Source organism: Yoonia sp. GPGPB17 (genome assembly GCF_037892195.1).
Taxonomy (GTDB): domain Bacteria; phylum Pseudomonadota; class Alphaproteobacteria; order Rhodobacterales; family Rhodobacteraceae; genus Yoonia.
This window is the reverse complement of the sequence record NZ_JATACI010000002.1, coordinates 1465368-1489862: the sequence shown is the minus strand read 5'-3', so window position 1 is coordinate 1489862 and position 24495 is coordinate 1465368. Positions and strand designations below refer to the sequence as shown.

The following is a 24495-nucleotide window of genomic DNA, read 5'->3' as shown; positions in this document are numbered from 1 at the left end:
ATGGCCAAACAAACAGCGGCCATTATCGGCGGTGGCGTGATTGGCGGCGGCTGGGCCGCGCGGTTCTTGCTGATGGGGTGGGATGTGCGGGTTTTTGACCCCGATCCAGAAGCCGCCCGCAAAATCTCTGAAGTTCTCGACAATGCGCGGCGGTCTTTGCCGGGCTTGTCGGATGTGGCGCTGCCAGCAGAAGGCCAGCTGAGCTTTCACGATACAATGTCTGCTGCCGTGGCGGATGTCGCATGGATTCAGGAAAGTGTCCCGGAACGTCTGGAACTGAAAAGAAAGGTTTATCAGACGCTGCAGGAACACTGTCCGCATGATGCTGTGATCGGGTCGTCGACAAGCGGTTTCAAACCCTCTGAACTCCACGGCTGTGCGACCCGCCCCGCGCAAATCGTTGTGACCCATCCGTTCAACCCGGTCTATCTGCTGCCGCTGGTGGAGCTGGTGCCGAGTGCCAAAACCGCACCTGCAATTATTGCGCGCGCCAAGGACATTCTGACCAGCATCGGCATGCACCCATTGCATGTGCGTGCCGAGATTGACGCCCATATTGCCGACCGTTTTTTGAAGCGGTTTGGCGCGAAGCGCTTTGGCTGATCAAGGATGGCATTGCCACAACCGAGGAAATCGACAATGCGATCCGCTATGGCTTTGGCCTGCGCTGGGCGCAGATGGGCCTGTTTGAGACCTACCGTATCGCCGGTGGGGAAGCAGGAATGCGTCATTTTATCGAACAATTCGGGCCTTGTCTTGAATGGCCGTGGACCAAACTGATGGATGTGCCTGAATTGACAGATGAATTGATTGACGCCGTAGCGGATCAATCTGATGCGCAATCCGGCCATCATAGCATCCGCGAACTGGAGCGCGCGCGAGACGACAACCTGGTTTCCATTCTGCGCGGGCTGAAAGCGCAGGATTGGGGGGCAGGCAAACTGCTTAACCAACAGGATCGCCGGGTTGAAGGGGCGGTCGGGTTACCCGCTGATCTGGGCCGTCCGATTGTGACTGTCGAACGCGCGGTGCCGTTGGATTGGACTGACTACAATGGGCACATGAACGAGGCGCGATATCTGCAAGCCTTCGGGGATGCCACTGATCGCATGATGCTGCTGGTGGGGTGTGACGCGGAATACATCGCGACAGGTGGCAGCTATTTCACGGCCGAGACACATATCCGCCACTTGGATGAAGTGCATGCAGGCGCGGTGATCCGCGTGGAAACGCAGGTATTGAACGGCGCAGGCAAGAAGATGCATCTTTTTCATCGCATGTTTGCAGGTGATCGCGAACTGGCGACGGGTGAGCACATGCTGATCCATGTCAGCCTAGAAACCCGGCGGGCATCTGAGCCTGCGCCACATCTGGCCGCTACACTGGCAAAAGTCGCCGAAGCGCACAAAGCGCTGCCGAGGCCCGAGGGGGCTGGCAAAGCCGTGGGCGTGCGGGGCTAGCCAATCTTTGCGATAAGGTCGTCAAAGTAGGCACCGATCTCGCGCTGGCTGACGCTGGCCGCACGAACGAGTTCGTCGAAATGCGCAGTAATGGCGGCGACCCGTTCGGTATCGCGAAAGACCAGATAATTTTGGCCAATGTAAATCACAGCAAGGAGTGGGCCAAATACGGTAACCGGAGCCGAGTAAAGCTTGCGTTGATCAAAGAGGTGCAGCCGCAGCGCGGGTAAAGCTGCGCATGCAAGTCGCGGAATTTCGCAAGCTGGGGCCTGCGCAGGGCTGGTGACAGATCGCGGTAGTAGCCGTCGCCACGCGCAAAGCTTTCAACCTCGGACAGTGGAATCGCGATTTCATAGTCGGACCGCGCGCTGCGCATCCATTCCAACCGGTCGTTGCTGGCCCCCATCGCCTGTTCAATCGTCTTGCCCAGCGACGGCGCGTATTCCCATCGCAAGATATCATCAGTCTTGAGCATATCAGGGAGCCCCGCAGGCACATGGCGGATTTTGTAACCTTCCGCCTCTTGATGCCATGCAAAGATCTTTTCATCGACCAGCGCACGCGGGGCTTGGGTCATCGAAATGGCGCTGGCAACAAGGTCTTCTGCTTGCTCTGGCCGATCTGATAGCCCCAAAAGCCAGTCGGCGCTGACACCAAGCACGGCAGCACATGCCGCAACCAGTTGCCCATTGGGCAGCCGCGCGCCATCATCCTTGATCAGTTGCGACAGAGTAGAGCGGTCAACCCCAGCTTGGCGCGCCAATGCGCTTTGCGTGATGCCCGTCTGTGCCATGCCAGCCTGAAGGCGTTGGCGGAAGATGTTCGCACGTTCACGTTTGTCCATAATTATCAACATGGAATTATTTAATCACGGAACGATGGTTTTGTGAACTACTCTCCAAATGGCTGGATAGCCGTTTGTCATTTAGTTTCGCCTTCATGGGACAGAAGAAAAAAGGCGCACCTGCGCAAGTCGAGTGGCCAACAATTGTACTGATTGTCGCGTGTTATGCTGTGTGGGGGCTGTCCCTGTGGGTTTTGCCGCTTTGGGCTGGTATTGCGGTAGCTGCTTTGACGATCGCATTGCATGCATCTTTGCAGCATGAGGTGATACATGGTCATCCGTTCAGGTGGGCGTGGTTGAATGATCTGATCATCTGGCCGCCGTTAGTGCTGTTCATCCCATATGTGCGATACAAGGCGACCCACCTCGCGCATCATCATGATGAGGTGATTACCGATCCTTTTGATGATCCTGAAAGCAACTATCTGGATGCGGGCCTGTGGGAACAGTTGCCACGTCCGGTGCAGGTGATTTTACAGATGAACAATACCGTGGCCGGGCGGCTGACCCTGGGGCCGTTGATAGGGACGATTGCCTTTTTGGTTTGCGAGTGGCGCCAACGTGATCGCGACGTTTTGCGCGGTTGGTTGATCCATCTGCCAGCAGTTGTGGTGGTGCTGGCCGTTGTGGCTGCGTCGCAAATGCCTGTTTGGGCTTACATGATCGCTGCGTATGCCGGGATGTCGATCCTCAAGCTGCGCACATTCCTAGAACATCAAGCCCATGAACGGGCCAGTGGGCGCAGTGTGATTGTGGAGAAGGGGGGCATTTTCGCCTTTCTCTTTCTCAACAATAATCTGCATGTCGTGCACCACATGCACCCCCGTGTGGCGTGGTATGATCTGCCCACGCTCTATCAAGCTCGGAAAGATCACTACTTGCGGCGGAACGGCGGCTATTACTTTACCTCTTATCGCGAAGTGATTGGCCGATATCTTTGGAAAGCCAAAGACCCGGTCGCACACCCGCTCTGGCGGCGCTAGCCGATTGCAGGCATAGGGGGCGGATGGAACTCTGGATCCCCATCACCATCGGCGCGGCGACGGCGCAGACATTGCGGTTCATGCTGCAAAAACGGCTGACAGGGATGGCGCTGTCGAGCGCTGGGGCAACATTCGCGCGCTTCATCTATTCTTCGCCATTGGTTGCTGTGATTGCGATTGCTTATGCAATGACAACGGGGCAGGGCGCGCCGGATATTCCGGCAGAGTTTTGGCCCTATGCGTTTGCTTAGCGGTACCTCTCAGATATTGGCGACCGTCTGTGTTGTGGCTCTCTTCAGCCATCGGAATTTTGCGGTTGGGATCACGTTCAAGAAAACCGAAGTATTGCTAAGTGCGTTCTTTGGCTTCCTGATCTTGGGTGATACGTTCACCGCGCTGACCATCGTGGCGATGCTAATCGGGCTGGCGGGTGTGCTGTTGTTGTCTGATCCCCCCGGGGGTGTCGGCCCTTGGCGCCGGCGCATCTTTAACCGCGCAACGGCATTGGGTCTTGGCGCAGGAATTCTGTTTGGTATTTCGGGCAACGGCTATCGTGGGGCCTCCCTATCAATAGCCGAAGGCGATGTGTTTTACCGGGCGATTGTCACCTTGGCATTGGTCACAGCCTTCCAGACGCTGGCCATGGCGCTCTGGCTGGCGTGGCGCGAACGCGGTGAGATTGGCCGGGTGTTGGCATCATGGCGTGTGGCGGGGTTGGTCGGGATCACCAGCATGATCGGGTCGATTTGCTGGTTCACGGCGTTTACCTTGCAGAATGCAGCCTACGTGAATGCCGTTGGCCAGATTGAACTGCTGTTTTCTTTGATGATCGGGGCTTTTGTTTTTGGCGAAAAGGTTTCGTTGCGCGAATGGCAAGGGTTGGTGCTGCTGACGGTCAGCATCGTTATGCTCGTGCTGTTGCTTTAAAGCGGGCTGCGTCCGCCCAGGCGGCTGACCAAATGCGCCTCATCATCATTGCGAAAGAACGGCACGCTTGCCGGTGGACCGCCGCTTTTGATATGGCTGACCAACTCGGCCAAGACGATTTGGGTGATAAACGGCAGATCGAACTGGCGTGCGTCCACCAAAGGCACCCATTGCAGATGCGCTAGTTCATCTTCGGCATTCGAGAAGTCATCCGGGTCGGTCTGCAACTGATCGACACCGGTCAAAAAGAACCGCGCGTCAAAACGGCGCGGGCGACCGGCAGGCGTGACGGCTCGGAAGAAAAATTGCAATGCGGCGGCATTCGGCACATGTCCGGTTGCCGAAAACCCACGCCAGCCTTTTGGGGCATCATCCCACGTGTCGGGAGAACCAAGGATCTGACCGGTTTCTTCCCACAATTCCCGGATTGCAGCGGCCGCAAGTGCGGCAGGAGGCAGCGTACTTTCGCTGGCAAGGCGCCGTTCATCCAATGCACTTAAAGCAGTCGTAGGTACAATGGCGTCATTGGCATCGACGGCGCCGCCAGGGAACACAAACTTACCCGGCATGAAGGCAGCACTTGCGCCCCTTTGCCCCATCAGGACTGCGGGTTGTGTCGCCCGATCGCGTAGCACGATGATGGTGGATGCGTCTCTGATCGCGGATTTGTCGATGGCTCAGCCCTCAGCCGTTGTGGCCGAACCCATGCATGCGGCGTGCCCATTGGATGCCAACAATCATACCTTTCATGCGTGGCAAAAGATAAAGCGAGAGCACGACAGCGCCCACAGCCAAGGATGTGGCCATTACCCAGGGTTCCGGTCGGAGGTAAACCCACATGAAATGGATCACAAAGCCAATGATATGTGCGACCAGAAGAATTGTCAGATAGGCGGGGCCGTCATCAGCGCGATGATGGAACAGTTCTTCGTCACAATGCGGGCAATTGTCCGCGACCTTGAGGTATTTTGTGAAAAGGTCCCCTTCGCCACAGTTGGGGCACTTACAGCGCAAACCACGTAACAAGGCGGGCTTTGTTGGGCGGTCATCAATCTGAAAATCTGTATCTGACATGCGGCAACTCCATCGACTACGTTCCACATGACCTATTGCTATGCATTTGAAAAGGGCGCGCGGTAAATAGCGGCTATGCGTTTTTTTTAGCAACCTGCGACGGAAGCGGTCGGCACTTGCGTTGAAGGAGGGTCAGCAGCGCAGAAACGCTGCCGTGAACAAAGCAAAAGGAAACGAAAATGAAAACCAAGATTTTGATGGCAGCTCTTCTTTCAGGCCTCGTAATGACCGCTGGCGCCGTGCAAGCCCAACAAGAACGCGAGCGTCCGGACTTTGAAACGCTTGATCTGAACGGCGATGGTGCCTTGACTATGGAAGAAATGCAGGCCCGTGGCGAAGCGCGTTTTGCCGAGCAGGACGCAAATGGTGATGGCGCATTGTCGGCGGATGAGTTGTCGGCGCGGGCCGCAGATCGTGCGACGGCCATGATCGAACGTTTTGATGAAAATGGTGATGGTTTGTTGCAGTTGGACGAAATGCCAACACGCGAAGAGCGGCGCGCGGCACGTATGTTTGACCGGGTTGATGCTGATGATGACGGCACAATCTCTGCCGAAGAGTTCGAGCAGGCCCAAGAGCGAATGGGTGAGCGTCGTGATGGACGCCGTGGCGACGGCCACAAAGGCCGCGGCTAAATCCCGCCTTTGGCAGGGGGCGCCTCATCCCCCTGCCAATTGCCTCTTGGGTTCGAATTGACTAGCAAACAAATAGATGAACGCATCGCCAGATCCTTTTGCGGGCGCACCCGATGAGGCGCTTTTGGTTGCATACGCCAATGGCGATGGGCAGGCCGCGCGGTTTTTGACGGCACGTCTTTTACCGCGGGTTCTGGCGCAGGCGACGCGGATGCTGGGCACCCAAACTGAGGCCGAGGATGTCGCACAAGACGCTATGATGCGGTTGTGGAAAATCGCACCCGATTGGCGGCAGGGCGAGGCGCAGGTTAGCACATGGCTTTATCGTGTTGTGGCGAATCTATGTACTGACCGGTTGCGCAAAAGGCGCAGCGTTTCGCTGGATCAGGTGGCAGAGCCGTTGGATGCCGCGCCTAGTGTGACAGCACAGATGCAAACACAGGCGCGCATGTCGGCCTTGTCGGACGCATTGGCGCAACTGCCCGAAAGGCAAGCGCAAGCCGTGTCGCTCAGGCATCTGGAGGGGTTGGCGAACCCAGAGATTGCGCAAATCATGGACATCAGCGTGCGGTCCGTGGAAAGTCTGACAGCACGCGGAAAACGGGCTCTTGCCGATATCATGGCTGGGCGGAAGGCAGAACTGGGGTATAACGATGACGAACCCGAATGATGATATGCTAGACGATCTTTTCGCGCAGGCCCGCAGGGCCACACCAGTGCCAGGTGATGATCTGATGACCCGTGTGCTGGCTGATGCGGATGCCGCGCAGCCCGTTTCCAGCGCGCAAGCCCTAAAGGTCGGTTTGTGGGCGCGCTTGCTGGATGGGATTGGCGGCTGGCCCGCTGTTGGTGGTTTGGCGGCTGCGACCGTTGCGGGCATCTGGGTTGGTGTCGCCCCGCCTTCCTCGGTCGAGGATATGACGGCTGACCTGATCGGCGACCAGGTTAGCGTCAGCCTGTTCCAGACTGATCTGTTGCTTGACGAAGGAGCGTTTTCCGATGGCTAAAGACAAATTGCCAACTGCGCGCCCGGGCCGCCTGTGGCGGATTGTGCTGGTACTGTCGCTTGCGCTCAATCTGGCTGTGGTCGGTATTGTTGCAGGTGCCATTGCGTCGGGGCGGGTGGGTGATGGGCCGCCGCGCAGTTTTGATCTTGGCGTCGGCCCAATTGCCCGCGCGCTTGAGCCAGATGAGCGGCGCGCCGTTGGGCGTAGCTTGCGACAGGACCGGAGTTTGCGCAGCCTCGATTTCCGCGGGCGGGTGAATGATATGGTCACCACGTTGCGCGCAGAACCGTTTGACGCGGATGCATTGCGTGCCCTGATGACGGAACAGGCGGCGGGCCTTTCAGATATTCAGGCTAAGGCGCAGGAAGCAACACTGGCGCAAATTATCGCGATGACACCCGAACGCAGGCGTGCCTTTGCGGATCAGGTCGCTGACGAATTGTCGCGGGACAAACCGCAACGCCGACACAATTCAGGCGGCTGATTTGCTCATCGCGACCTGATCCCGTCCAGCGGATTTTGCGGCATAAAGCGCCTGATCGGCTTGCGCGCAGATTTTGTTGATCGCAGCGGTTTCGGGGCGGATTTGGCCGCTGACAGCCACCCCAATGGAAACAGTGACCTTGATGGCGGGGCTAGCATCGCCCAAATCGAACGGCATGGTGTTCACCAACGCGCGCAAGCGATCCGCGGCCAGACGTGCATCTTTGACCGATGTACCGGGCATGGCGACCAGAAACTCTTCGCCTCCCATACGGGCCACCAGATCAATGGCGCGCAGGTTCTTGCGCAGGCGATCAGCCAATTCCACGAGCACCCGGTCGCCAGCGGCATGGCCGTGCGTGTCGTTTACGGACTTAAAGTGATCGATATCGATCATCATCACCGCCAGTTCCCGCTCCGATTTGCGCGATTGTTCGGCCAGCCGCGCCAGATGGGGCTCAACATATCGGCGATTGAACAGGCCCGTCAGCGGGTCCGTGACAGCCGCGTTCAGCCCATTGCGTAACGTATCACGCAGTTTGTCTTGCTTGTGTTTGCGGCCAATCAGGCGTTTTGCGCGCAGGGCGATTTCTGTTGTGCCTGCGGTACTTGGCACAACATCATCTGCACCCAGATCAAGAAACATTGCCGCAACTTCTGGCGTGTTCGCAGGCACGATAACGAGCTGCATGGCCAGCCGTGTCTGCGCGCGCGCGCGTAGGTCAGAGACCAGCCCAAAAAGCTTGCCTTGCACGGTTTCAGCATTGCTTGCGTCAATGACAAAGAGATCACGTATGCCCTGTGCATCTTCGGCCTGGAGTACATCGCTGGGGTGCAGACCATGCACAGCGCCGGGCAGTGACTTTTGCAATGCGACAGCAAGCTGCTCGCCGCTGGGCCCGTGCGCCGCCAGTACGGCAATGTTTGCGATGCCCTCGAAAGCTGTCTTTGGCTCTTCGAAACCGAGCGCGCGGCTTGTCCCTTCACGCAGTTGGAGTTCTTCGCTCGTGCTATGAACCCGCAACATGCTGCGAATACGGGCAAGCAATAAAGCGTCATTCACAGGATAGGGCAGAACGTCGTCTGCGCCAGCATCAAGAGCGGCGAAGCGTGCGCGGGACGTATCTGCCACGCCCACAGCGACGATCGAGATCGACGCAGTCTCAGGCGTGCGGCGCAAGTCGTGGCACAGGCTGCGTTGATCTTCGACAGCGTCAAAGAGATTCAACAAGATCAGGTCTGGCCGGTTTTCAGAAATGATCTTCATCGCCTCGGCCTTGCTGGCGCAAGCATCGACGGCGAATTGGGCGGCCAACATTTTTACTTTCAACACGATCCGATTTGTCGCAACAGTGTCTATAATCAGTATCCGCCCTGGCATTTCTTGCACCCATGTCTGAGCCATTGGCTCGTTTTTCTGCAAGCAACCTCAAGGATAATGGTTAAGAAACAGTTTCTGTCGTCGTAAGGAAGATGAATGCAACAAGAACAGGCCGAGGTCATTGCGCTTCAGGGACTGGCGTGGCTGGCCGCAAATGATGAGTTGTGTCCTATTTTCCTGGGTGCCTCTGGCGGGTCGGTTGATGACCTGCGTGCGCGTGCGACGGATGCTGCCTTTCAGGCTGCGGTGCTTGAGTTCATCACGATGGACGATGCTTGGGTCGTTGCGTTTTGTGACACGGTCGGTCTGGCCTATGACCAACCGCTGCTTGCACGCTATGCCTTGCCGGGCGCGGAAACCGTGCATTGGACCTAGAGGTCGATTTTGATCTTGCCACCCGGCGCTGCGGCGCGGCTTTGGCAGAGGATAATTTCGGTCTCGCGTTGCGCCTTTGAGAGCACGAAATCGCGATGCTCGACAGCCCCTTCCTGCAAGCCACATTTGCAGACACCGCAAAGACCGTCCGCACATTTCACATCGACATGAATGCCCGCAGCGTTCAGGGCATCAGTGGCCGTTTCATCAGCTGAAACCGCAATTTCGCGTCCATCATTCAAGATCAAAGTGAAGGGGTGGTTTTCATACTCTGGCTGATCCGGCACGGCGAAATATTCTAGGTGCCGCGCGTCTTCGGGGAAACCATTTGCCTCTGCGGCACCCATCACCGCGGCCATATAGGCGTCCGGTCCGCAGGTGTAGATATGTGCACCAGCCTCGTACCGGGTCAGTGCCGCAAGGTCGGCGCGGGCACCTTCCTCGGAGACATACAAATGCACTTTGTCCGCCCAAGGCATCTGTGCCAGATCGTCCAGGAACCCCGCATCAGACCTCCGACGCATGCTGTAATGCAGGGCGAAATTGGCCCCGAGTGCATTAAGCCGGTGTGCCATGGCGATCATGGGTGTGATCCCGATCCCGCCACCCATCAGCAGTGTCTTGCTGGTATTCTCAACTAGCGGAAAATGATTGATCGGAGGAGAGATAAAGACGCGCCTGCCTTCTTCAAAGATCCGGTGCATCAGCTTTGAACCTCCACGCCCGTCGTCTTCGCGCAGTACGGCAATCTGATACTTGCTTCGGTCGGCGGGATCACCGCTGAGCGAGTATTGGCGGAAGAACTCAGGTGCGACGACCACATCAATATGTGCGCCAGCGGAGGCCGGGGGAGATCGCTGCCATCCGGCATTGAAAACTCGTACTTCGTGACCGCGTCGGTCATCTTTTCGGCTTTGCTGATGATGACGAGGATCACGGGCGCATCGCCCTGATTTGGCATGTAGACATGCTCGGGCGGCTGGCCTGCTTTGCGTCGCTTGCGGTGCTCATCAGCCGGGATCATCGCCGCATAGGCCGCAATGCCTGCCTCGCGATCCATTGGTGCGGGCCATGGGTAGGGCGGTGGCGCAAGGGGTGCGGGGTAGACCGCAAGCGTTTGATCTGCGAACGTCAAATCAAGGTCCGTCTGCAAGTCGCGCGCATTCACCGGGTGGCGCGAGGGGCGGTAGGCGCCATCGTCCTCCATCTCCAAATCCCACCACCATTTCTTGACTGGGTTGATTGATCCCTTGCCCAGCCTGTCGTCCAGCGCAGCCAGTGATTTGGCGGCCTGCGGCACCGTCATCGCAAGTTTGCGGAAAGGCGCCTCTGAAAACAGCCCTTCAAGGTTCCACGGGCAGGTTTTCATGCAGCGCCCACACATCGCACCATTCTTCTGGCTGACGCGGTAGGTGGTGCATTTCTGGCTGTCGGATTTCCAGATCTCATAGCCGTTGAACATCAGTTTCGGCCCGGCGGTGATCGCACCCGACGGGCATTCACGCGCGCATTTGTTGCAGGCATCGCAGAACTTTTGCAGGCCAAAGTCGATAGGCCTGTCGTGGGTCATCGGCATATTGGTGGTGACAACGCCCGACTTCAGGCGGGGCCCAAGGAACGGGTTGAGGATGACCTCGCCAATACGGCTGACCTCGCCCAGCCCCGACAGCAGTAAGAGGGGCGGATGCAGCACCTCTTCATCCATCACCGAATGCACGCGGGCGGTGTAGCCAAGGTTGCGCAGGTGCTGAGCCAGAACCCCGCCCAGAAGCGAAAACCGCAGATAGGCGCGCATGGACTGGGCGCAGGCGATCCAGTCATCGCCCGACGCGCCTTCCATCGTCTCGTGCCCCTGATCGATGATCATCGAAATGGCGTTGTCGTGGTAAGGCGTGATCGGTGCGCCGGTGGTGTCATGGCTGTAGTAGGTCCAGTCAGGGCAGGCCGAGAGGCCGACAGCATCGACACCGAGGAAATAAAGTGCTGCCTTGATATTGGCGGCGTTATTTTCAGGAGTATCTGCGACGGGTTCACCTACCGCATCACCATCCTGCAAGAGAACGAAGGCTCCAAGTGAGGGTCGAAAGGCAAAGGCAGCCGCTGATTTGCGCACGTAGTTGCCGTTTTTTGTTGCCTCTTGGACGTGCTTGCCCATGTCGCCAAACAGGCCACGCACGAACATATTGGCGCGTTTCGGCACGCGCGCCACATTGGGACGGTCGATATAGGTTGTGGGCTCATCAACACACTTGAGCGTTTCAAATGGATGGGGCCCAAGAGTAAAATCACGTTTGGCAAACGGATCGCGTGTGCGTGCGGATTTCGCGTGATCGCCAAGCCCGGTACGATAACTGCTTGGTGGCTTCTGCCCCGGCGCAATCGGTTGGTCCGGTGCCATCTCTAGCGTGGTTGTCACGGCGGCAAGCCCATAGTGGTCGCCTGTGAAAGGATTGCTCAACGTGCCGTCTTCTAACGCGACAAGGCCCGATAGGGCCGCAAGAGCGCCCAAATGAACATCTGACGCGGCCATCGAGTGCGCGCGCGCATCGTAGCCCAATGTGCGGATGTAGCTGGCCAAGGTGACGGCTGTTTCCATCCCGCGCAAACAGGCACGCTGGGGCAGGGCGTCCTTGATCCAGTCGGCCCCCTGCTCGCCTTGTTTTGGCGCGCGGGGGTGATCGTAAAGAAACAACAGCGCATGGGTATGATGGCGGCAATCAACCGGTGGCAGCGCCATGCTTTCGCGCAGGCCTGCCATGATCACATCAATCCCAGCAGCCAGCGATTTGGGTTGGGTCATACGCAGTTTGTCGGCCAACCGGTCAACATCAGGGTTCGTAATGGGTGTGTGCAGCCAAGCAGCGTCCGGCACCTCGCAAACACCAACCATGCTCGCGTCACAGTAGTATCCAAAGGCCTTGAGATGATTGGCCCGCTCGGTCAGATCAGCGGGTATCTCGGCGATCTCGCGCTTGATCATCCCGTCACGGGTCGCATCCAGCATCGCCTGGTAATCCTGCATCGCATTCACGATGCTATGGGGGTCTTTTGGTCTGCGAAAAGACAGCCCCGTCATCGGCGGCAAAGCGGACAAATCCACCGTTTGTGTTCGGCGCAGGCTCTCTAGTGGAAAAGGGCCAAGGTGCATCGGGCGGGCGGCATAAGAGCGGAGTTTCAACATGTTGATTGACACCGTCTTGCGCGCAGGGTCGGGTGTCAATGCACGAACAACGGAGCATTCCATGATCAAGGGTATCATTTTCGACAAGGACGGCACCTTGTTTGATTTCAACGCCACATGGGGGGCCTGGACGCGCGGGATGTTGGCGGCAGAAACTGGGGGCGACCCGGTGTTGTTTGCGCGTCTGGCTGATGCTTTGGGCTACGACGTCGAAACAGCCACGTTCCGCCCGGAGAGCATGGTGATTGCATCGACGGCGGGCGAGTTGGCGGACAAGATCCGTACCGTTTTGCCTGATCTGGAAACGGATGCTCTGCTGGCGCGCATGAATGCAGCCGCCGCCGCAGTGACCCAGATCGAAGCTGTGCCCTTGCAAAGTTATTTCACGCAACTGCGGGGACTGGGCTTGTCACTTGGCATTGCAACCAACGACGCTGAGGCCCCGGCGCGCGCACATTTGGGCCGTGCGGGTATCATTGATCAGTTTGATTTCATCGCAGGCTATGACAGCGGGCATGGTGGTAAACCTGCGCCGGGGCAGTTGCATGCCTTTTGTGCGCAAACCGGATTGGATGTGGCGCATTGCCTGATGGTGGGCGACAGTACACATGACCTGCATGCCGGGCAGGCGGCAGGCATGCGGACAATTGGTGTGCTGACAGGCCCCGCGCCGCACGAAGAACTTGCGCCTTTTGCAGATGCTGTCTTGCCTGACATCGGCGGTATCCCTGACTGGCTGAAATCAGAAAACCTGCTTGCGCTCTGAATCCGACATCATTTGTCGGTTTCCCGTCATCGCTGTCCGCTGCCCTTTGCGATGCTGGCCCTTAAGTAGTGAGGGGTCGACGGATGGCAGACACAAGTAAACCAAGGCGGCGCGGCGGCGGGCGCGCTGGGGCTGCAAACCGGCGCGGGTCCGCCACCATTGAGCAGATGCCCTGGCGTCTTCCGGTCAATACGGACCACCCGACAGAACCGCTTGATACCGATGGTGTACAGGCCATTCACAATGGGGCGATGCGCATTCTGGAAGATATCGGAATCGAGTTCCTGAACGAAGAGGCGTTGGCGCTGTTCAAACAGGCGGGTTGTACCGTCGATGGGACCAACGTGCGTATGGGCCGCGATTGGGTGATGGAGATGCTGGGGCATGCCCCGGCCCAATTTGATATCACGCCCCGCAACCCCGACAAAAAGATCACGATAGGTGGCAAGCACATCCTTTTTGGCAATGTGTCCTCGCCACCCAATTACTTTGATCTTGAGATCGGCAAGAAAGTCTCGGGCAGCCGCGCACAATGCGCCAATCTGTTGCGCCTGACACAATACTTCAACTGCATCCACTTTGCGGGCGGCTATCCCGTGGAACCCGTCGATGTGCACGCCTCGGTCCGCCATCTCGATGTGGTCTATGACAAAATGACCCTGACCGACAAAGTCGCGCACGCTTACTCGCTGGGTAAAGAACGCGTCGAAGACGTGATGGAGATGGTCAAGATCGCGGGCAGCCTGAGCGAAGAAGAGTTCGTGTCCAAACCGCATATGTACACCAACATCAATTCAACCTCGCCGCTGAAACATGACGTGCCGATGATTGACGGTTGCCTGCGTTGTGTGCGGCGCGGACAGGCGGTTGTCGTCACGCCCTTTACGCTGGCCGGGGCGATGGCCCCTGTGACAATGACCGGCGCCGTCACGCTGTCGATTGCCGAGGCGATCAGCGCGATTGCGCTGTTTCAATATGTGCGTCCCGGCGCGGCCTGCGTGATTGGCACATTCACCAGCAATGTCGATATGAAATCCGGGGCCCCCGCCTTCGGCACACCCGAATACATGCGCGCCACGCAAATCACCGGACAGATGGCCCGGTTCTATGGGCTGCCCATGCGGGCCTCGGGTGTCTGTGCGGCGAATGTGCCCGATGGGCAAGCGATGTGGGAGACGTCGAATTCGCTTTGGTCCGCGGTGCAGTCAGGGACAAATGTGGTTTATCATGCCGCCGGTTGGCTGGAAGGCGGCTTGGTTGCCTCACCAGAGAAATTCGTCATGGATTGTGAAGTCATTCAGATGATTCAGCGCTACATGGAGCCGCAGATTGTGGCGACCACCCCGGACGACATTGCGATTGATGCGATCAAAGAGGTCGGGCCGAACGGCCACTTCTTTGGCATCGAACACACCCAAGAACGCTATGAAGAGGCGTTTTATCAACCCTTCGTCTCGGATTGGCGCAATTTTGAGGCGTGGGAAGCCGCAGGTGGTATCTGGACTGCGGAACGGGCGCATCGGACCTTCAAAGATATCATTGCGCAGTTTGAAGAACCGCCGATGGATGACGCGGTGAAAGAGGAACTGACGGCCTTTGTCGACCGACGCAAGGCGGAAGGTGGGGCACCGACGGATTTCTAAGGTCAGGTGGATCATCCCACATTTTGTGTGTTCTGCTTGTCGATTATCCACGTTACAAGAACAGTTTTCGCCTTCTGGGGTGGTTCGTCGCAAATTGATAGAACTCGGCATGTAATTGCCGCCGCGCTGCCCCCGGGTTGCCATAGCGTTGCCCTGATCATTTGCGAACCCTAGGTTGAACTTACTCACGACGGGACAGATCAATGAATCGCTTTGCAAGCTTGGTGGCCGTGATGGCCCTTTCCTTTGTTGGCACAACTGCGGCTGCCGCTAACTGTGTGGCACCGGCAAACGTCAATCAGCTCGCGACCGAAATCGCGGCCGGTTTGAACCAAAGCCGCCGCGCCAATGGCGAAGCGCCCCTGCGTTTCAACCGCAAGCTGGGGCAGGCCGCGATGGTTCACGCTTGTGACATGGGGTTGAACGATTTTTTTGATCACCGAGGAACAGATGGCTCGCGCCCCCAGACACGTGTCCAGCAGGCCGGATACAATGATTGCATCGTGGCCGAAAATCTGGCCTGGGGCTATCCGCGTTCTGAGCAGATCGTGAACGGCTGGCTGAATTCACCCGGTCACCGTCGCAACATGCTGCACCCACGTATTGAAGAATTCGGCATCGGCATCAGCCAAACCGCGAAAGGCCCTTACTGGGTCTTGGTTGTGGGCAAGCAGTGCTAGTGCGTTCAACCTAGCCTAAACGTCCATCCAAATGGTCACCGGTCCATCGTTTGTCAGGTTGACAGCCATGTCAGCGCCAAATGATCCGGTGGCCGTTTGGATGCCGAGCGCTGAAACATCCGCGATGAACTGTTCATAGAGCGCCCGACCAATATCCGGCTTGGCCGCTGCTGAAAACCCGGGGCGATTGCCACGTGACGTATCGGCAGCCAGTGTGAATTGGCTCACAATCAGGGCTGCGCCGCCGACGTCCACAAGTGACTTGTTCATTTTGCCTGCGTCGTCTGTAAAGATGCGCAGCTTGCTGATTTTGGCGGCTAGAGCTTTAGATTTCGCAGCATCGTCGCCCTCCATCGCACAGACTAGGATCAACAAGCCTCTGCCGACCTCCCCGAGCAGCTGACCATCGACCCGAACCGACGCCTCGGTCACGCGTTGGACAAGCGCCCTCACAGCTCGGAACTCCAGGGTGGGTTAGCCCCTGCACGGCTGACCGTGATCGCAGCGGCCTTGGCGCCAAAGGTTGCAGCAGCGCGCAAATCAGCCTCAGATGCGTGGCCAATACCGTCTTTGGTCAAATGCCCGCTCTTGTGTAGTTGGGCCATGAAACCGGCGCTAAAGGTGTCGCCCGCTCCAACGGTATCGACAACCTGCACCTTCTCGGCTGGCACGTCATAGGTGCCATTGGCCGTCACAATACTGACGCCATCACGACCACGCGTTAGTAGAACAACCCGCGCGCCAGTATTGGCCAGCAACGCGTTCGCATCCGTATCGCCAACAATCCATTCCAGGTCTTCGTCTGAGGTTTTGATAATGTCGGCTACGCCCATCATGCGGGTCAGACGCGCACGATATGCGGCTTCATCTGTAATGAAAGATGGGCGGATATTGGGGTCAATCATGGTCAGTCGCCGCGATGCATTGCGCAGCATCATGGTCTCATAGGCGGCACCACATGGTTCGACGACAAGGCTGATGCCGCCAAAGAACAGTGCATTGGCGTTCGTCTGTGGCAGATCATCGGCAGACAGCATGCGGCCTGCGGTGTTTTCGTCATAAAAGGCGTAAGATGCATGGCCATTCGTCAAGGTTACAAAAGCGAGTGTCGTTGGGCGGTCTGAGATTGCAGCAGGGCTGCTATCAACCTGCGATGCGGACAACTGGCCACGCAAAACGTCGCCGAATAGATCCGACGACAGGCCCGAGAAAAACTGCACCGGCGCACCCAGCCGTCCCAAGGCAACGGCCGTGTTAAACACTGACCCGCTTAAGCATGTGGCGCAAAGGCGCTTTCACCAGCCGCCGTTTGACGCGGCAACATATCAATCAGGGCTTCACCACAGCACAGGATCATTGGGGCACCTTCCAGTTTTTTATTGACTGTTAGCGATAACAAATCCGACGCCAAGCGCAAGGATTAGTCCAAGTGTCACTGCAAACGCGATTTTCCATGCGGAATAGGGACGCTCACCCTGCACCCGGCCCGTGCGTCCGTTCACAACAAAACGGTAGGTCTGCCCACGATACTTATAGGCGGCCAACCAGACGGGCAGCAGCACATGCTTAAATGTGACGTCCTGCACATCGGTATCCACTGAATGCACCCGCTGTGCATCGCCGCCGATGTCGTATTTTACATCGCGATGGATCATCCGGTCCATATAGGCGCGGGCTTCGGTAAAACCATCCGCCAGTTCGATCTGATAGCCTTCCGCCCGAAACCCGGCAAGGTATTCGGGGTTGTAAGGTTCCAGCGCGGAGAGGTCCCACGGCTCTAGGCCATCAGTGTATGTCTTGGGCAGTGAGCGTGAAGCGAGCACCAGAACATCGTCAAAGAACCGTGCCACCCGACCAGACGCGGGCCGCCAGCGGGTCTTGCGCACACGCACATTCTGGCGCTTGCCGTCACGCACGACCGTTTTGGTGACATAATAATGTGTGCCGCGCTGGCCCGTGTAATGGCTTTTGGTGTCCGCATCAAAGGTCCAATATGGCACATAGATACCATTCATCTTGCGCCCTTTGCGGGCGTAGTCGTTCAACCCGTTGGGGGCGAACCACAGACTGCCAAGCCATTCGGCCATCGCATCATGGGCCTGTCCTTCTTCCAGCCCAAAGGGCAACAATCCGCGCGGTTTAATATGGCGGTGCGTCCCGGTGTCTGTGACAACGGGGGTGGCGCAGAACGGGCATTCGGCGGCATGGATGTCCGGATCAAACTCGGTTTGTGCGCCGCAGTTGGGGCAGGCGTTCACACGTGTTTCTTCAATATCGGCCTCGGCAAGCCGGTTTTGGACTGCGCGTTGAAAGTCCAGCTCGACAATGCTGCCTGCCCAGGGGCCCGCACTCTCAATTGCCTGCACATTGCCGCAGTGATCGCAGGTCAGCTGATGATCACCGGGATCAAACCGCAGGTCTGACCCGCAGGCATCGCAGGGAAAGCGGTGTTCGTTCTCTGGTGTCTGTCCGTCAGCCATGCTCAAAGTATCTTATGCAGAAAGCGCGGCGTCATCACCCGCAAAGCCCCGTCAAACAGTACATTGTGCCGCCAGAAATGAAACAGCCCATGCATCGTGCCAACCGCCAGCAACACCAGAAGGGCCACCCATCCGGTATCGTGTGGCATCCAGCCGATAAGCGCCGCTGCATTTAGTGCCACAGTCATTGCCAGCATCGCATACATGCCCCGATGCATCCAAGGATAGGCGGTGCGCAGCGTGCCCGTCAGCTTCGGACCCGGTTTGCCCATCATGCCGCGGGTGAGTGCCATCCCGATCCATACCGCGCCGCCCACTACAAAGGTCCAGCGGACCCAAGCCGCAGACGTGCCGCCCTTGACCATGATCAGCACCAGCATCAGCGTTGACCAATGCAGCAGTATTGTAAGCCGCCGTCGCGTCATGCGCCGGGCGGTGGTGGTGGCATGATCGTAAACAGCTGGGCCAGCTCCATCACCTCACCCGCCGCCATCCAGCCGTCCTGACCTTGGGTCCAGACCATGCTGTCACGATCCAGTTTACCATCGGTTACCATTCGGCCCATAGCAGCCTTGGAAAACGGGCCGGTGACGTCGCCGCCTCTGGCGACATGCCAGACATGCTCAACAGGCGGGGGTGGTGGGGGAGGTGCCGCAGCTGGTTGTTGCTGCCCCCAAGGACCGGGGTTCATCATCATGTTGCCCATCGCCATGCCCATGCCTGCACCCAGACCGGCAGCCATGCCACCACCCGCAGGGTTATCGGCGGCAGAGGTCATCGCTTCGGCTGCGGAGTATTGCGTGAACTTGCCCAAGTCCCCGGCGAGGCCCATGGACGTGCGTTTGTCCAGCGCCTCTTCCACCGCAGGTGGCAGGCTGATGTTTTCGATGTAAAGCTCGGGGATCGTCAGTCCGTATTGCTTCATGGTGGGATCAATCGCGGAGGCAATCAGTTTGCCCAGATCAGCCGTATTCGCCGCCATATCCAGCACCGGAATGCCGGATTGCGCGATCACACGGCTAAACTCTTGCACAATGATGTTGCGGATTTGATAGCTGATTTCATCCATGGTGAATTCGCCATCGGTGCCGACGATCTCGCGCAGGAAAACGGCAGGGTCCGCGACCTTGACCGTATAGGTGCCAAAGGCCCGCAAGCGGGTGGGCCCGAACTCTGGATCGCGCACCATGATGGGGTTCTTCGTCCCCCATTTGAGGTTCGAGAAACGCGTCGTGTTGACGTAGTAAACCTCTGATTTGAAAGGACTTTTGAAACCATGATCCCAATGTTGCAGGGTTGTCATGATCGGCATGTTGTTGGTTTCCAACATGTACAGACCGGGGGTGAACACATCCGCCAGCTGGCCCTCGTGTACAAACACTGCCGCCTGACCTTCACGCACGGTCAGCTTTGCGCCGTACTTGATCTCATGGCCTTCGCGTTCAAACCGCCAGACCATCGTGTCGCGGGTCTTGTCGGTCCAATGGATGACGTCGATGAATTCACCGGTCAGAAAATCGAAAATGCCCATGATATGGCCTCCGTGGTTCAGTCAGTATGGATGCGAGGGGCATCCGGTTAGCTTTGTCCTGGCGTCAGGTAGTCACGTGCGATTTGGCGCGCAATCGGGGCGGCCACAGCCGGGTCCATGCCGGTTTGCAGGCGCGGGTCGTAAAGCATGCGCAGCAGCAACTCATCATGCCCCGTCAGCAGCGCGAATTCTTCGTCATCGTTGAAGATCGATGGGCGCGCGCCGGGGCTGTCGTTGGCAAGCCCCATGCCTTGGGCCAGTTCTTCGTGAATGCAGGCGCTGCGCATCAGGTTGGGATGTTCCGCGCGGATCATCGCAACGGCTTTGGTGTAGCTCGATTGCCCGGGCGCGAAGGTGCCGATGACAACGCAAAGCTGGTCGCGCGGCAGGTTCACAAAGGTGCGCACCGTTGCGTCCGAAATACTCGGGATGATTTCGCGCAGGCGCGGGCCGTAAGCGCGCCGGTCGTCTTCACCAAGGAACAGAACACGGAAGTTCGGGTTACGGTCTGTAATCCGGATCGGCACGCCCGAGGCGCGCGACAGCCTTGCAGCGTAAGCGCTGACGCTCGCCAAATCCAGATCGCGCTGGGCGAGGGGCACTGTATCGCCAAACTCGACCGACATGCGGATCGGTCCGGTCCAGCGGCGTAGTTTGGAGATTGTGGCCTGCGGGCGCTGAAAGTCACTGTCATCCCGGTACTCGTTGAATAATGCAATGCGTACAAAGTTCCGGGCAAGCTGGGTGTCAGTGAAAGGTGTATCAGGCCCGCCACCGTCACCGCGTAACAAACCTTGGCTCAGAAGGTCATTTTGCAGGCGCGTATAATAGGTCGTCAGATCTCGGCTGGCCTGACTAGGGGGCGTAACAACCGAGCTTAGCAGGCGGCTGCGGTTCTATAGTCGGCGGAGTCGTGGGGGGTGCAACAGGGGGCATCAGCAAATCACAGCCCATCAGCGCCGTCGCAAGGACGAGCATCAGGACGCGTTTTGTGTTGCCCCCAATCTCCATGTCTTATTCAGCACCAGCCGCCGTGCCGATGGTATCGCCAGTGCCCGTGCCGCGTGCCTTGGCGGCAGCAAGCGTCTCTTTCAACTCCTGCTCCATCTTCTGCAACTCGGTCTCAGCCTCGGCCCGCTTACGCTTGCCTTCATCGGCAATCTCAAGGCTTTCGTTGATCGTGGCGATCAGGTTGGCGTTCGCCTCTTTCACGGCGTTGATATCAAACACACCGCGTTCCATTTCCTCGCGGATGGTCTTGTTGGCAGAGCGCAGGTTTTCGGCGTTGGCTTTCAGCAACTCGTTGGTCAGGTCGTTGGCATCGCGTACAGCCTCTGCCGCTTCGGATGACCGTTGTATCGTTACGGCCTGCGCCAGTTGGGTTTCCCACAGCGGAACTGTGTTGACCAACGTTGAATTGATCTTTGTGACCAGTGACTTGTCGTTTTCCTGCACCAGACGGATTGACGGCAGCGATTGCATCGTCACCTGACGGGTTAGTTTCAGATCATGGACACGACGTTCCAGATCATCGCGGGCCGAGCGCAGATCGCGCAGTTCCTGCGCCTTCATCACGGCCTGATCTTCTGCGGCGGCCTGCACTTCGGCCTCTTTGGCGGGGATTGTTGTGGCGTCCAGATCAGCAATCTTGGCTTCACCGGCCGCAATGTAGAGGCCCAATTCGTCGTAGAATTGCAGCGTCTTATCATACAGCACATCAAGGCTTTCGATGTCCTTCAGCAACACATGTTCATGCTTCAGCAGATCGTCGGTGATGTGGTCAATCTGGCCTTGCACCTCTTCAAAACGTGCCGCGAATTTCGCCATCGGTGCAGCGCGGCCCAGCAGTCTTTCCCACCAGCTGCGTTCGCGGCGCACGTCCAATTCAGAGATCGAGAAACCGCGGATCGTGGTCACGATATTGCGCAGGCTGTCCCCCGCAGGGCCAACATCCTTGTTGCGTACACCTGCCAGCATGGACTGGCTGATTTCCTGCAATTCTGCTTGGGCTGAAGAGCCGAAAGATACGATAGAATTTGTGTCTTCGATGTTGATCTCAGCCACGCGTTTTTCGATCTCGGCGCTGGTCGGTGGATCAGCGACCTCTAGCGTGACCAGTTCCCCTTTGGGTTCCGGCAGCACAACTGCGGTGACTTTTTCGACTTCGGCAAGTGCTGCTTCGGCCTTCTGGCGGACAGTCTCTGACATTAATCGTTCCCTTTCGTTTTCAAGCTCACACCCTCGCGTTGGAGGCGGTCGCGGAGCACTTTGATTTCAATATCCACATCGCTGCGATCATCGAGCAGCATTTTGTCGGTGCGGGCGGCAAAGTTCTGTTCCAGATCGTCCAAAAGCGCCTCGTAATCCGCACGCACATCGGTGTCTTTCTTGCGCGTGTAGAGGTCGACAAACTTGATCGTCGCATCACGCGCGCCCATCAGGTAGACGCTCAGGAACTTCCGAGCGCCGCTCAGATCACGTGGGTCTTCCTCGACCGTCCGGATCATGCGGCGGGCGATGATCTGGAAATCCTCAATCCGCTCGGTCAGGCGGCGATCTGACACTGCTTCAATCTGGGATTTCATGACATCCAGATAAGCCTCTGCCTCGTCCACCACACGGGCGACGCGGTCCTGTTGAAAGGTATCGACACCTTCCATGCGTTTGTCGGACATTGGATCAATGCCGAAGGTTGCGGTGTGCAGGCCAGCCGCGGCGATGCCATAAAGAACCGAGCCAATCGTGCCACTGTCCCCAGTGTAAGCGGCAATCGCTACACCTACGCCTGTCAGAACCGTGGCCAGCATCTTGCGTGGTAGGGCAGGGCGGCGGGCGACTTTGCGAGCGTTGTAGGCGGCTTCGGCCTCCAGCCCCTCTTGTAGCAGCCATGCTGCAAGCGTCAGAATCGCAGCACCCACAAGCGCCGTCACTAGCGTCACCGGGCCTTCGTTCAGCGATGTGGCGGCCAAGACAATTGCAGGCACATAAAGTAGCTTGACCCGCCCGCTGGATACAGCGATTTTTTGATCACTTTCCACCGTGACGCGTTGGCCGGTTGATATCTGGCCGTCTGGGCTGAATTTGCCGCCAAAGCGCTTGGCCATCAGGTACCCCCAGCCAGCCGGAGGCAACACCAAACATCAGCACGACCAGCAAGACATAAGTAATCCGTCCGAATTTCGCAGGCATGTCGTCAGTATCCTTTCCAGCGCTGGTTTGGGTGACCGCCATCATTGTTCCCAGCACCGCAATGATTGCAATCGCAACCACGGCCACAAAGGCAACAACAAGGATCAATCGCACCATTTTCGTAGTCCTCCGCCAATATCATCATCGTTTCAGATAGGTTGGATGTGGTGAATTTACGAGTGTCTTTGCAACGCTGCACGCTCTGCGTTCAGTTTGCGCGTATAGCCGGATTGAATGATTTCCACCGCGACCAGAACAACCACCGAGAAGTAGAAAGTGGATTTCGACATCGGGATGATATCCTGACCAAAGACCATGATTTGCAAGCTGTCATCATGCATTGCGTGGGCGGCGGCAGGACCAGCTTCTCCAAGCAAGACAACACCGACGATGAGGAGGATGAAAAGACCAAGCACCTCGTACATGCGGTTCTTCTCTAGAAAACGGGTCACGCCGTCTGCCAGCAGCAGCATAGCAAGCCCGGACAGAATGATCGCAAACGCAAGGATCGGGAACACGTCGGTGATCGCAAGCGCTGACAGAACAGAGTCGAACGAAAAGATCAGGTTCATGACAACAATCAAGATCACCACCTGTACGGCCGATTTGGCTCCCTTGCCTTCGACGTCATGCCCCAGGTCTTCCATCGACAGCATATGCCCGATCTCTTTGACGGCCGTATACATGATGAACGCCCCACCAAAGACAAAAACGATGGTGGCAAAGTTCACGCCGCCTTCAAGCACACCTTCCCAGTCCATGATAAAGAACGGCTCGGAGAGCATATCAATCAGCTGAATCATCGTGAACAACAGCACCACGCGCAGGGCCACGGCGACGATGATGCCCCATGTGCGTACAGCCTTTTGCTGCGCAACGGGTGCGCGTTTACTCTCAATCGAGATGTAAAGCAGGTTGTCGAAACCCAGAACTGCCTGCAAAAAGCACAGCATGATCAGGTTGATAGCGTTTTCAAGCGTCAGCAAGTCGGCCAAAGCAAAGTCCCCCGGGAGATAATTTTTATTACCCCCACCATGCACACCATGTGTGACAGAACAAGGTTCAACTGGGCCGCTTTTTCCCCCTTGCGGGGCGATTCACGGGCTTTCGGACCCGTTTTGGGGTCGGTTTGCCGGAAATGCCGAGCTGATCACGCACAACGCGCTGTTTCAGCTCCTCAACTTCGCCCTGTTTGAGTGCTGCAAGCTGGAAAGGGCCATAGCTGACCCGGATCAATCTGTTCACGGTCACACCGATCGCCCCCATAGCGCGGCGAATTTCGCGGTTTTTGCCCTCGCGCAGGCTGACCGTCAGCCATGCGTTAGCGCCTTGTTGGCGATCAAAAGTCACGACCATCGGCTGATATTGGATGCCTTCGACCGTGATCCCGGCGCGCAGTTCATCAAGTTTGGCCTCACTGACAGACCCGTTGATGCGCACGCGGTAGCGGCGCAGCCAGCCGGTTGAGGGCAGCTCCAGCTTGCGTTTGACCTCCCCATCGTTGGTCAGCAGCAACAGACCTTCGGAATTCAGGTCAAGCCGTCCCACGGACATCACACGCGGCATGTTGTCGGGCAGCGACGCGAAAACCGTCGGCCGATCTTTCTCATCCCGTTCAGTCGTCACGAGACCCGCAGGCTTGTGATACAGCCAAATCCGCGGCGGATCGGGTTCGCCCACCTGCTTACCGTCCACCACAATCCGGTCGTCGGCCGTCACATTCAGCGCCGGACTGGTGATCGTCTTGCCGTTCACGCTCACGCGCCCGTCTTCGATCATCCGTTCCGCCTCACGACGGCTGGCGATGCCCGCCCGAGACAGGACTTTTGCGATACGGTCGCCGGGGGTGGGGTCAC

22 protein-coding genes and 5 pseudogenes are annotated in these 24495 nt (G+C 57.8%); 11 read left to right on the top strand and 16 right to left on the bottom strand.

Translation table 11 applies throughout. The features are described from left to right. Positions 1-1460 (top strand): annotated as a pseudogene (locus tag QTO30_RS08050) (carnitine 3-dehydrogenase). Here QTO30_RS08050 and QTO30_RS08045 read toward each other — a convergent pair. Then, positions 1457-2316 (bottom strand): annotated as a pseudogene (locus QTO30_RS08045) (helix-turn-helix domain-containing protein). The pseudogenes QTO30_RS08050 and QTO30_RS08045 sit on opposite strands and share 4 nt — an antisense overlap. Positions 2317-2399: 83 nt before the next feature. On the opposite strand from QTO30_RS08045, the gene QTO30_RS08040 reads away from it, so the two are divergent. Then, on the top strand, positions 2400-3287 hold the full coding sequence (locus QTO30_RS08040) for a fatty acid desaturase (protein ID WP_340423665.1): 888 nt from the start codon (positions 2400-2402) through the stop codon (positions 3285-3287). Positions 3288-3310: 23 nt separating this feature from the next. Then, positions 3311-4214: pseudogene (locus QTO30_RS08035) on the top strand (DMT family transporter). Here the strand turns inward: QTO30_RS08035 and QTO30_RS08030 are convergent. After that, entirely contained in the window at positions 4211-4783 is a 573-nt protein-coding gene (locus QTO30_RS08030; RefSeq protein WP_340423664.1) for an NUDIX hydrolase, read from the bottom strand. The pseudogene QTO30_RS08035 and the gene QTO30_RS08030 overlap by 4 nt on opposite strands. A 115-nt stretch (positions 4784-4898) precedes the next feature. After that, entirely contained in the window at positions 4899-5288 is a 390-nt protein-coding gene (locus tag QTO30_RS08025) for a DUF983 domain-containing protein (protein ID WP_340423663.1), read from the bottom strand. A gap of 179 nt (positions 5289-5467) precedes the next feature. Here QTO30_RS08025 and QTO30_RS08020 point away from each other — a divergent pair, with 179 nt between their 5' ends. The 4 genes from QTO30_RS08020 (at position 5468) to QTO30_RS08005 (ending at position 7414) form a co-directional block, all read left to right on the top strand. Next, positions 5468-5923: an EF-hand domain-containing protein gene (locus QTO30_RS08020; protein ID WP_340423662.1), complete on the top strand. Its 456-nt coding sequence runs from the start codon at positions 5468-5470 to the stop codon at positions 5921-5923. A 76-nt stretch (positions 5924-5999) separates the two neighbouring features. Then, entirely contained in the window at positions 6000-6593 is a 594-nt protein-coding gene (locus QTO30_RS08015) for an RNA polymerase sigma factor (protein ID WP_340423661.1), read from the top strand. After that, entirely contained in the window at positions 6577-6930 is a 354-nt protein-coding gene (locus QTO30_RS08010) for a hypothetical protein (RefSeq protein WP_340423660.1), read from the top strand. The genes QTO30_RS08015 and QTO30_RS08010 overlap by 17 nt, the downstream gene beginning before the upstream one ends. Further along, positions 6923-7414: a periplasmic heavy metal sensor gene (locus tag QTO30_RS08005; protein WP_340423659.1), complete on the top strand. Its 492-nt coding sequence runs from the start codon at positions 6923-6925 to the stop codon at positions 7412-7414. The genes QTO30_RS08010 and QTO30_RS08005 overlap by 8 nt, the downstream gene beginning before the upstream one ends. Here QTO30_RS08005 and QTO30_RS08000 read toward each other — a convergent pair. Then, positions 7403-8818 (bottom strand): diguanylate cyclase, encoded by a 1416-nt coding sequence (locus QTO30_RS08000; protein WP_340423658.1) that lies wholly within the window; start codon positions 8816-8818, stop codon positions 7403-7405. The genes QTO30_RS08005 and QTO30_RS08000 overlap by 12 nt on opposite strands. A gap of 72 nt (positions 8819-8890) precedes the next feature. Between QTO30_RS08000 and QTO30_RS07995 the strand changes: the two genes are divergently transcribed. Next, positions 8891-9169, top strand: a complete 279-nt coding sequence (locus tag QTO30_RS07995; protein ID WP_340423657.1) for a DUF3572 domain-containing protein — start codon at positions 8891-8893, stop codon at positions 9167-9169. Here the strand turns inward: QTO30_RS07995 and QTO30_RS07990 are convergent. Then, positions 9166-12350 (bottom strand): annotated as a pseudogene (locus tag QTO30_RS07990) (2Fe-2S iron-sulfur cluster-binding protein). The gene QTO30_RS07995 and the pseudogene QTO30_RS07990 overlap by 4 nt on opposite strands. A gap of 61 nt (positions 12351-12411) precedes the next feature. Here QTO30_RS07990 and QTO30_RS07985 point away from each other — a divergent pair. From QTO30_RS07985 to QTO30_RS07975, 3 genes are all read left to right on the top strand, one after another. Beyond that, positions 12412-13116 carry an HAD family hydrolase gene (locus QTO30_RS07985; RefSeq protein WP_340423656.1) on the top strand — a complete coding sequence of 235 codons (705 nt, stop codon included), beginning with the start codon at positions 12412-12414 and terminating at the stop codon, positions 13114-13116. Positions 13117-13199: 83 nt separating this feature from the next. Further along, positions 13200-14759, top strand: a complete 1560-nt coding sequence (locus QTO30_RS07980; protein ID WP_340423655.1) for a trimethylamine methyltransferase family protein — start codon at positions 13200-13202, stop codon at positions 14757-14759. A gap of 203 nt (positions 14760-14962) precedes the next feature. Beyond that, positions 14963-15439, top strand: coding sequence for a CAP domain-containing protein (locus tag QTO30_RS07975; RefSeq protein WP_340423654.1), 477 nt, complete (start codon positions 14963-14965; stop codon positions 15437-15439). Between the two features lie 15 nt (positions 15440-15454). Here QTO30_RS07975 and dtd read toward each other — a convergent pair whose 3' ends face one another. The 11 genes and pseudogenes from dtd to QTO30_RS07920 all read right to left on the bottom strand — a co-directional run bounded on the left by dtd (position 15455) and on the right by QTO30_RS07920 (position 24472). Further along, entirely contained in the window at positions 15455-15892 is a 438-nt protein-coding gene (gene dtd / locus QTO30_RS07970; RefSeq protein WP_340423653.1) for a D-aminoacyl-tRNA deacylase, read from the bottom strand. Then, positions 15889-16796, bottom strand: a pseudogene (locus QTO30_RS07965) (carbohydrate kinase family protein). Before QTO30_RS07965 ends, dtd begins: the two are co-directional and overlap by 4 nt. A 19-nt stretch (positions 16797-16815) precedes the next feature. Next, positions 16816-17919 carry a TFIIB-type zinc finger domain-containing protein gene (locus tag QTO30_RS07960; protein ID WP_340423652.1) on the bottom strand — a complete coding sequence of 368 codons (1104 nt, stop codon included), beginning with the start codon at positions 17917-17919 and terminating at the stop codon, positions 16816-16818. A 2-nt stretch (positions 17920-17921) separates the two neighbouring features. Next, positions 17922-18299 (bottom strand): hypothetical protein, encoded by a 378-nt coding sequence (locus QTO30_RS07955; RefSeq protein ID WP_340423651.1) that lies wholly within the window; start codon positions 18297-18299, stop codon positions 17922-17924. Between the two features lie 41 nt (positions 18300-18340). Then, positions 18341-19450: an SPFH domain-containing protein gene (locus QTO30_RS07950; protein ID WP_340423650.1), complete on the bottom strand. Its 1110-nt coding sequence runs from the start codon at positions 19448-19450 to the stop codon at positions 18341-18343. A 47-nt stretch (positions 19451-19497) separates the two neighbouring features. After that, entirely contained in the window at positions 19498-20241 is a 744-nt protein-coding gene (locus tag QTO30_RS07945; protein ID WP_340423649.1) for a DUF2927 domain-containing protein, read from the bottom strand. A gap of 223 nt (positions 20242-20464) precedes the next feature. After that, on the bottom strand, positions 20465-21658 hold the full coding sequence (locus tag QTO30_RS07940) for a toxic anion resistance protein (RefSeq protein ID WP_340423648.1): 1194 nt from the start codon (positions 21656-21658) through the stop codon (positions 20465-20467). Beyond that, complete coding sequence (locus QTO30_RS07935; RefSeq protein ID WP_340423647.1) at positions 21658-22554, bottom strand: 5-bromo-4-chloroindolyl phosphate hydrolysis family protein; 897 nt, start codon at positions 22552-22554, stop codon at positions 21658-21660. The genes QTO30_RS07940 and QTO30_RS07935 overlap by 1 nt, the downstream gene beginning before the upstream one ends. Then, positions 22478-22756 (bottom strand): hypothetical protein, encoded by a 279-nt coding sequence (locus QTO30_RS07930; protein WP_340423646.1) that lies wholly within the window; start codon positions 22754-22756, stop codon positions 22478-22480. The genes QTO30_RS07935 and QTO30_RS07930 overlap by 77 nt, the downstream gene beginning before the upstream one ends. Before the next feature lie 56 nt (positions 22757-22812). Continuing rightward, positions 22813-23634 carry a TerC family protein gene (locus QTO30_RS07925; RefSeq protein ID WP_340423645.1) on the bottom strand — a complete coding sequence of 274 codons (822 nt, stop codon included), beginning with the start codon at positions 23632-23634 and terminating at the stop codon, positions 22813-22815. Positions 23635-23701: 67 nt separating this feature from the next. Next, a complete protein-coding gene (locus tag QTO30_RS07920; protein ID WP_340425901.1) occupies positions 23702-24472 on the bottom strand; it encodes a pseudouridine synthase in 771 nt (256 codons plus the stop codon). Positions 24473-24495: the final 23 nt, after the last annotated feature.

Bases quoted from the DNA above. Each gene is read 5' to 3' on its own strand.
- QTO30_RS08040 (WP_340423665.1), top strand. From the start codon at position 2,400: ATGGGACAGAAGAAAAAAGGCGCACCTGCGCAAGTCGAGTGGCCAACA.
- QTO30_RS08030 (WP_340423664.1), bottom strand. From the start codon at position 4,783: ATGCCGGGTAAGTTTGTGTTCCCTGGCGGCGCCGTCGATGCCAATGAC.
- QTO30_RS08025 (WP_340423663.1), bottom strand. From the start codon at position 5,288: ATGTCAGATACAGATTTTCAGATTGATGACCGCCCAACAAAGCCCGCC.
- QTO30_RS08020 (WP_340423662.1), top strand. From the start codon at position 5,468: ATGAAAACCAAGATTTTGATGGCAGCTCTTCTTTCAGGCCTCGTAATG.
- QTO30_RS08015 (WP_340423661.1), top strand. From the start codon at position 6,000: ATGAACGCATCGCCAGATCCTTTTGCGGGCGCACCCGATGAGGCGCTT.
- QTO30_RS08010 (WP_340423660.1), top strand. From the start codon at position 6,577: ATGACGAACCCGAATGATGATATGCTAGACGATCTTTTCGCGCAGGCC.
- QTO30_RS08005 (WP_340423659.1), top strand. From the start codon at position 6,923: ATGGCTAAAGACAAATTGCCAACTGCGCGCCCGGGCCGCCTGTGGCGG.
- QTO30_RS08000 (WP_340423658.1), bottom strand. From the start codon at position 8,818: ATGGCTCAGACATGGGTGCAAGAAATGCCAGGGCGGATACTGATTATA.
- QTO30_RS07995 (WP_340423657.1), top strand. From the start codon at position 8,891: ATGCAACAAGAACAGGCCGAGGTCATTGCGCTTCAGGGACTGGCGTGG.
- QTO30_RS07985 (WP_340423656.1), top strand. From the start codon at position 12,412: ATGATCAAGGGTATCATTTTCGACAAGGACGGCACCTTGTTTGATTTC.
- QTO30_RS07980 (WP_340423655.1), top strand. From the start codon at position 13,200: ATGGCAGACACAAGTAAACCAAGGCGGCGCGGCGGCGGGCGCGCTGGG.
- QTO30_RS07975 (WP_340423654.1), top strand. From the start codon at position 14,963: ATGAATCGCTTTGCAAGCTTGGTGGCCGTGATGGCCCTTTCCTTTGTT.
- QTO30_RS07960 (WP_340423652.1), bottom strand. From the start codon at position 17,919: ATGGCTGACGGACAGACACCAGAGAACGAACACCGCTTTCCCTGCGAT.
- QTO30_RS07955 (WP_340423651.1), bottom strand. From the start codon at position 18,299: ATGCTGGTGCTGATCATGGTCAAGGGCGGCACGTCTGCGGCTTGGGTC.
- QTO30_RS07950 (WP_340423650.1), bottom strand. From the start codon at position 19,450: ATGGGCATTTTCGATTTTCTGACCGGTGAATTCATCGACGTCATCCAT.
- QTO30_RS07940 (WP_340423648.1), bottom strand. From the start codon at position 21,658: ATGTCAGAGACTGTCCGCCAGAAGGCCGAAGCAGCACTTGCCGAAGTC.
- QTO30_RS07935 (WP_340423647.1), bottom strand. From the start codon at position 22,554: ATGGCCAAGCGCTTTGGCGGCAAATTCAGCCCAGACGGCCAGATATCA.
- QTO30_RS07930 (WP_340423646.1), bottom strand. From the start codon at position 22,756: ATGGTGCGATTGATCCTTGTTGTTGCCTTTGTGGCCGTGGTTGCGATT.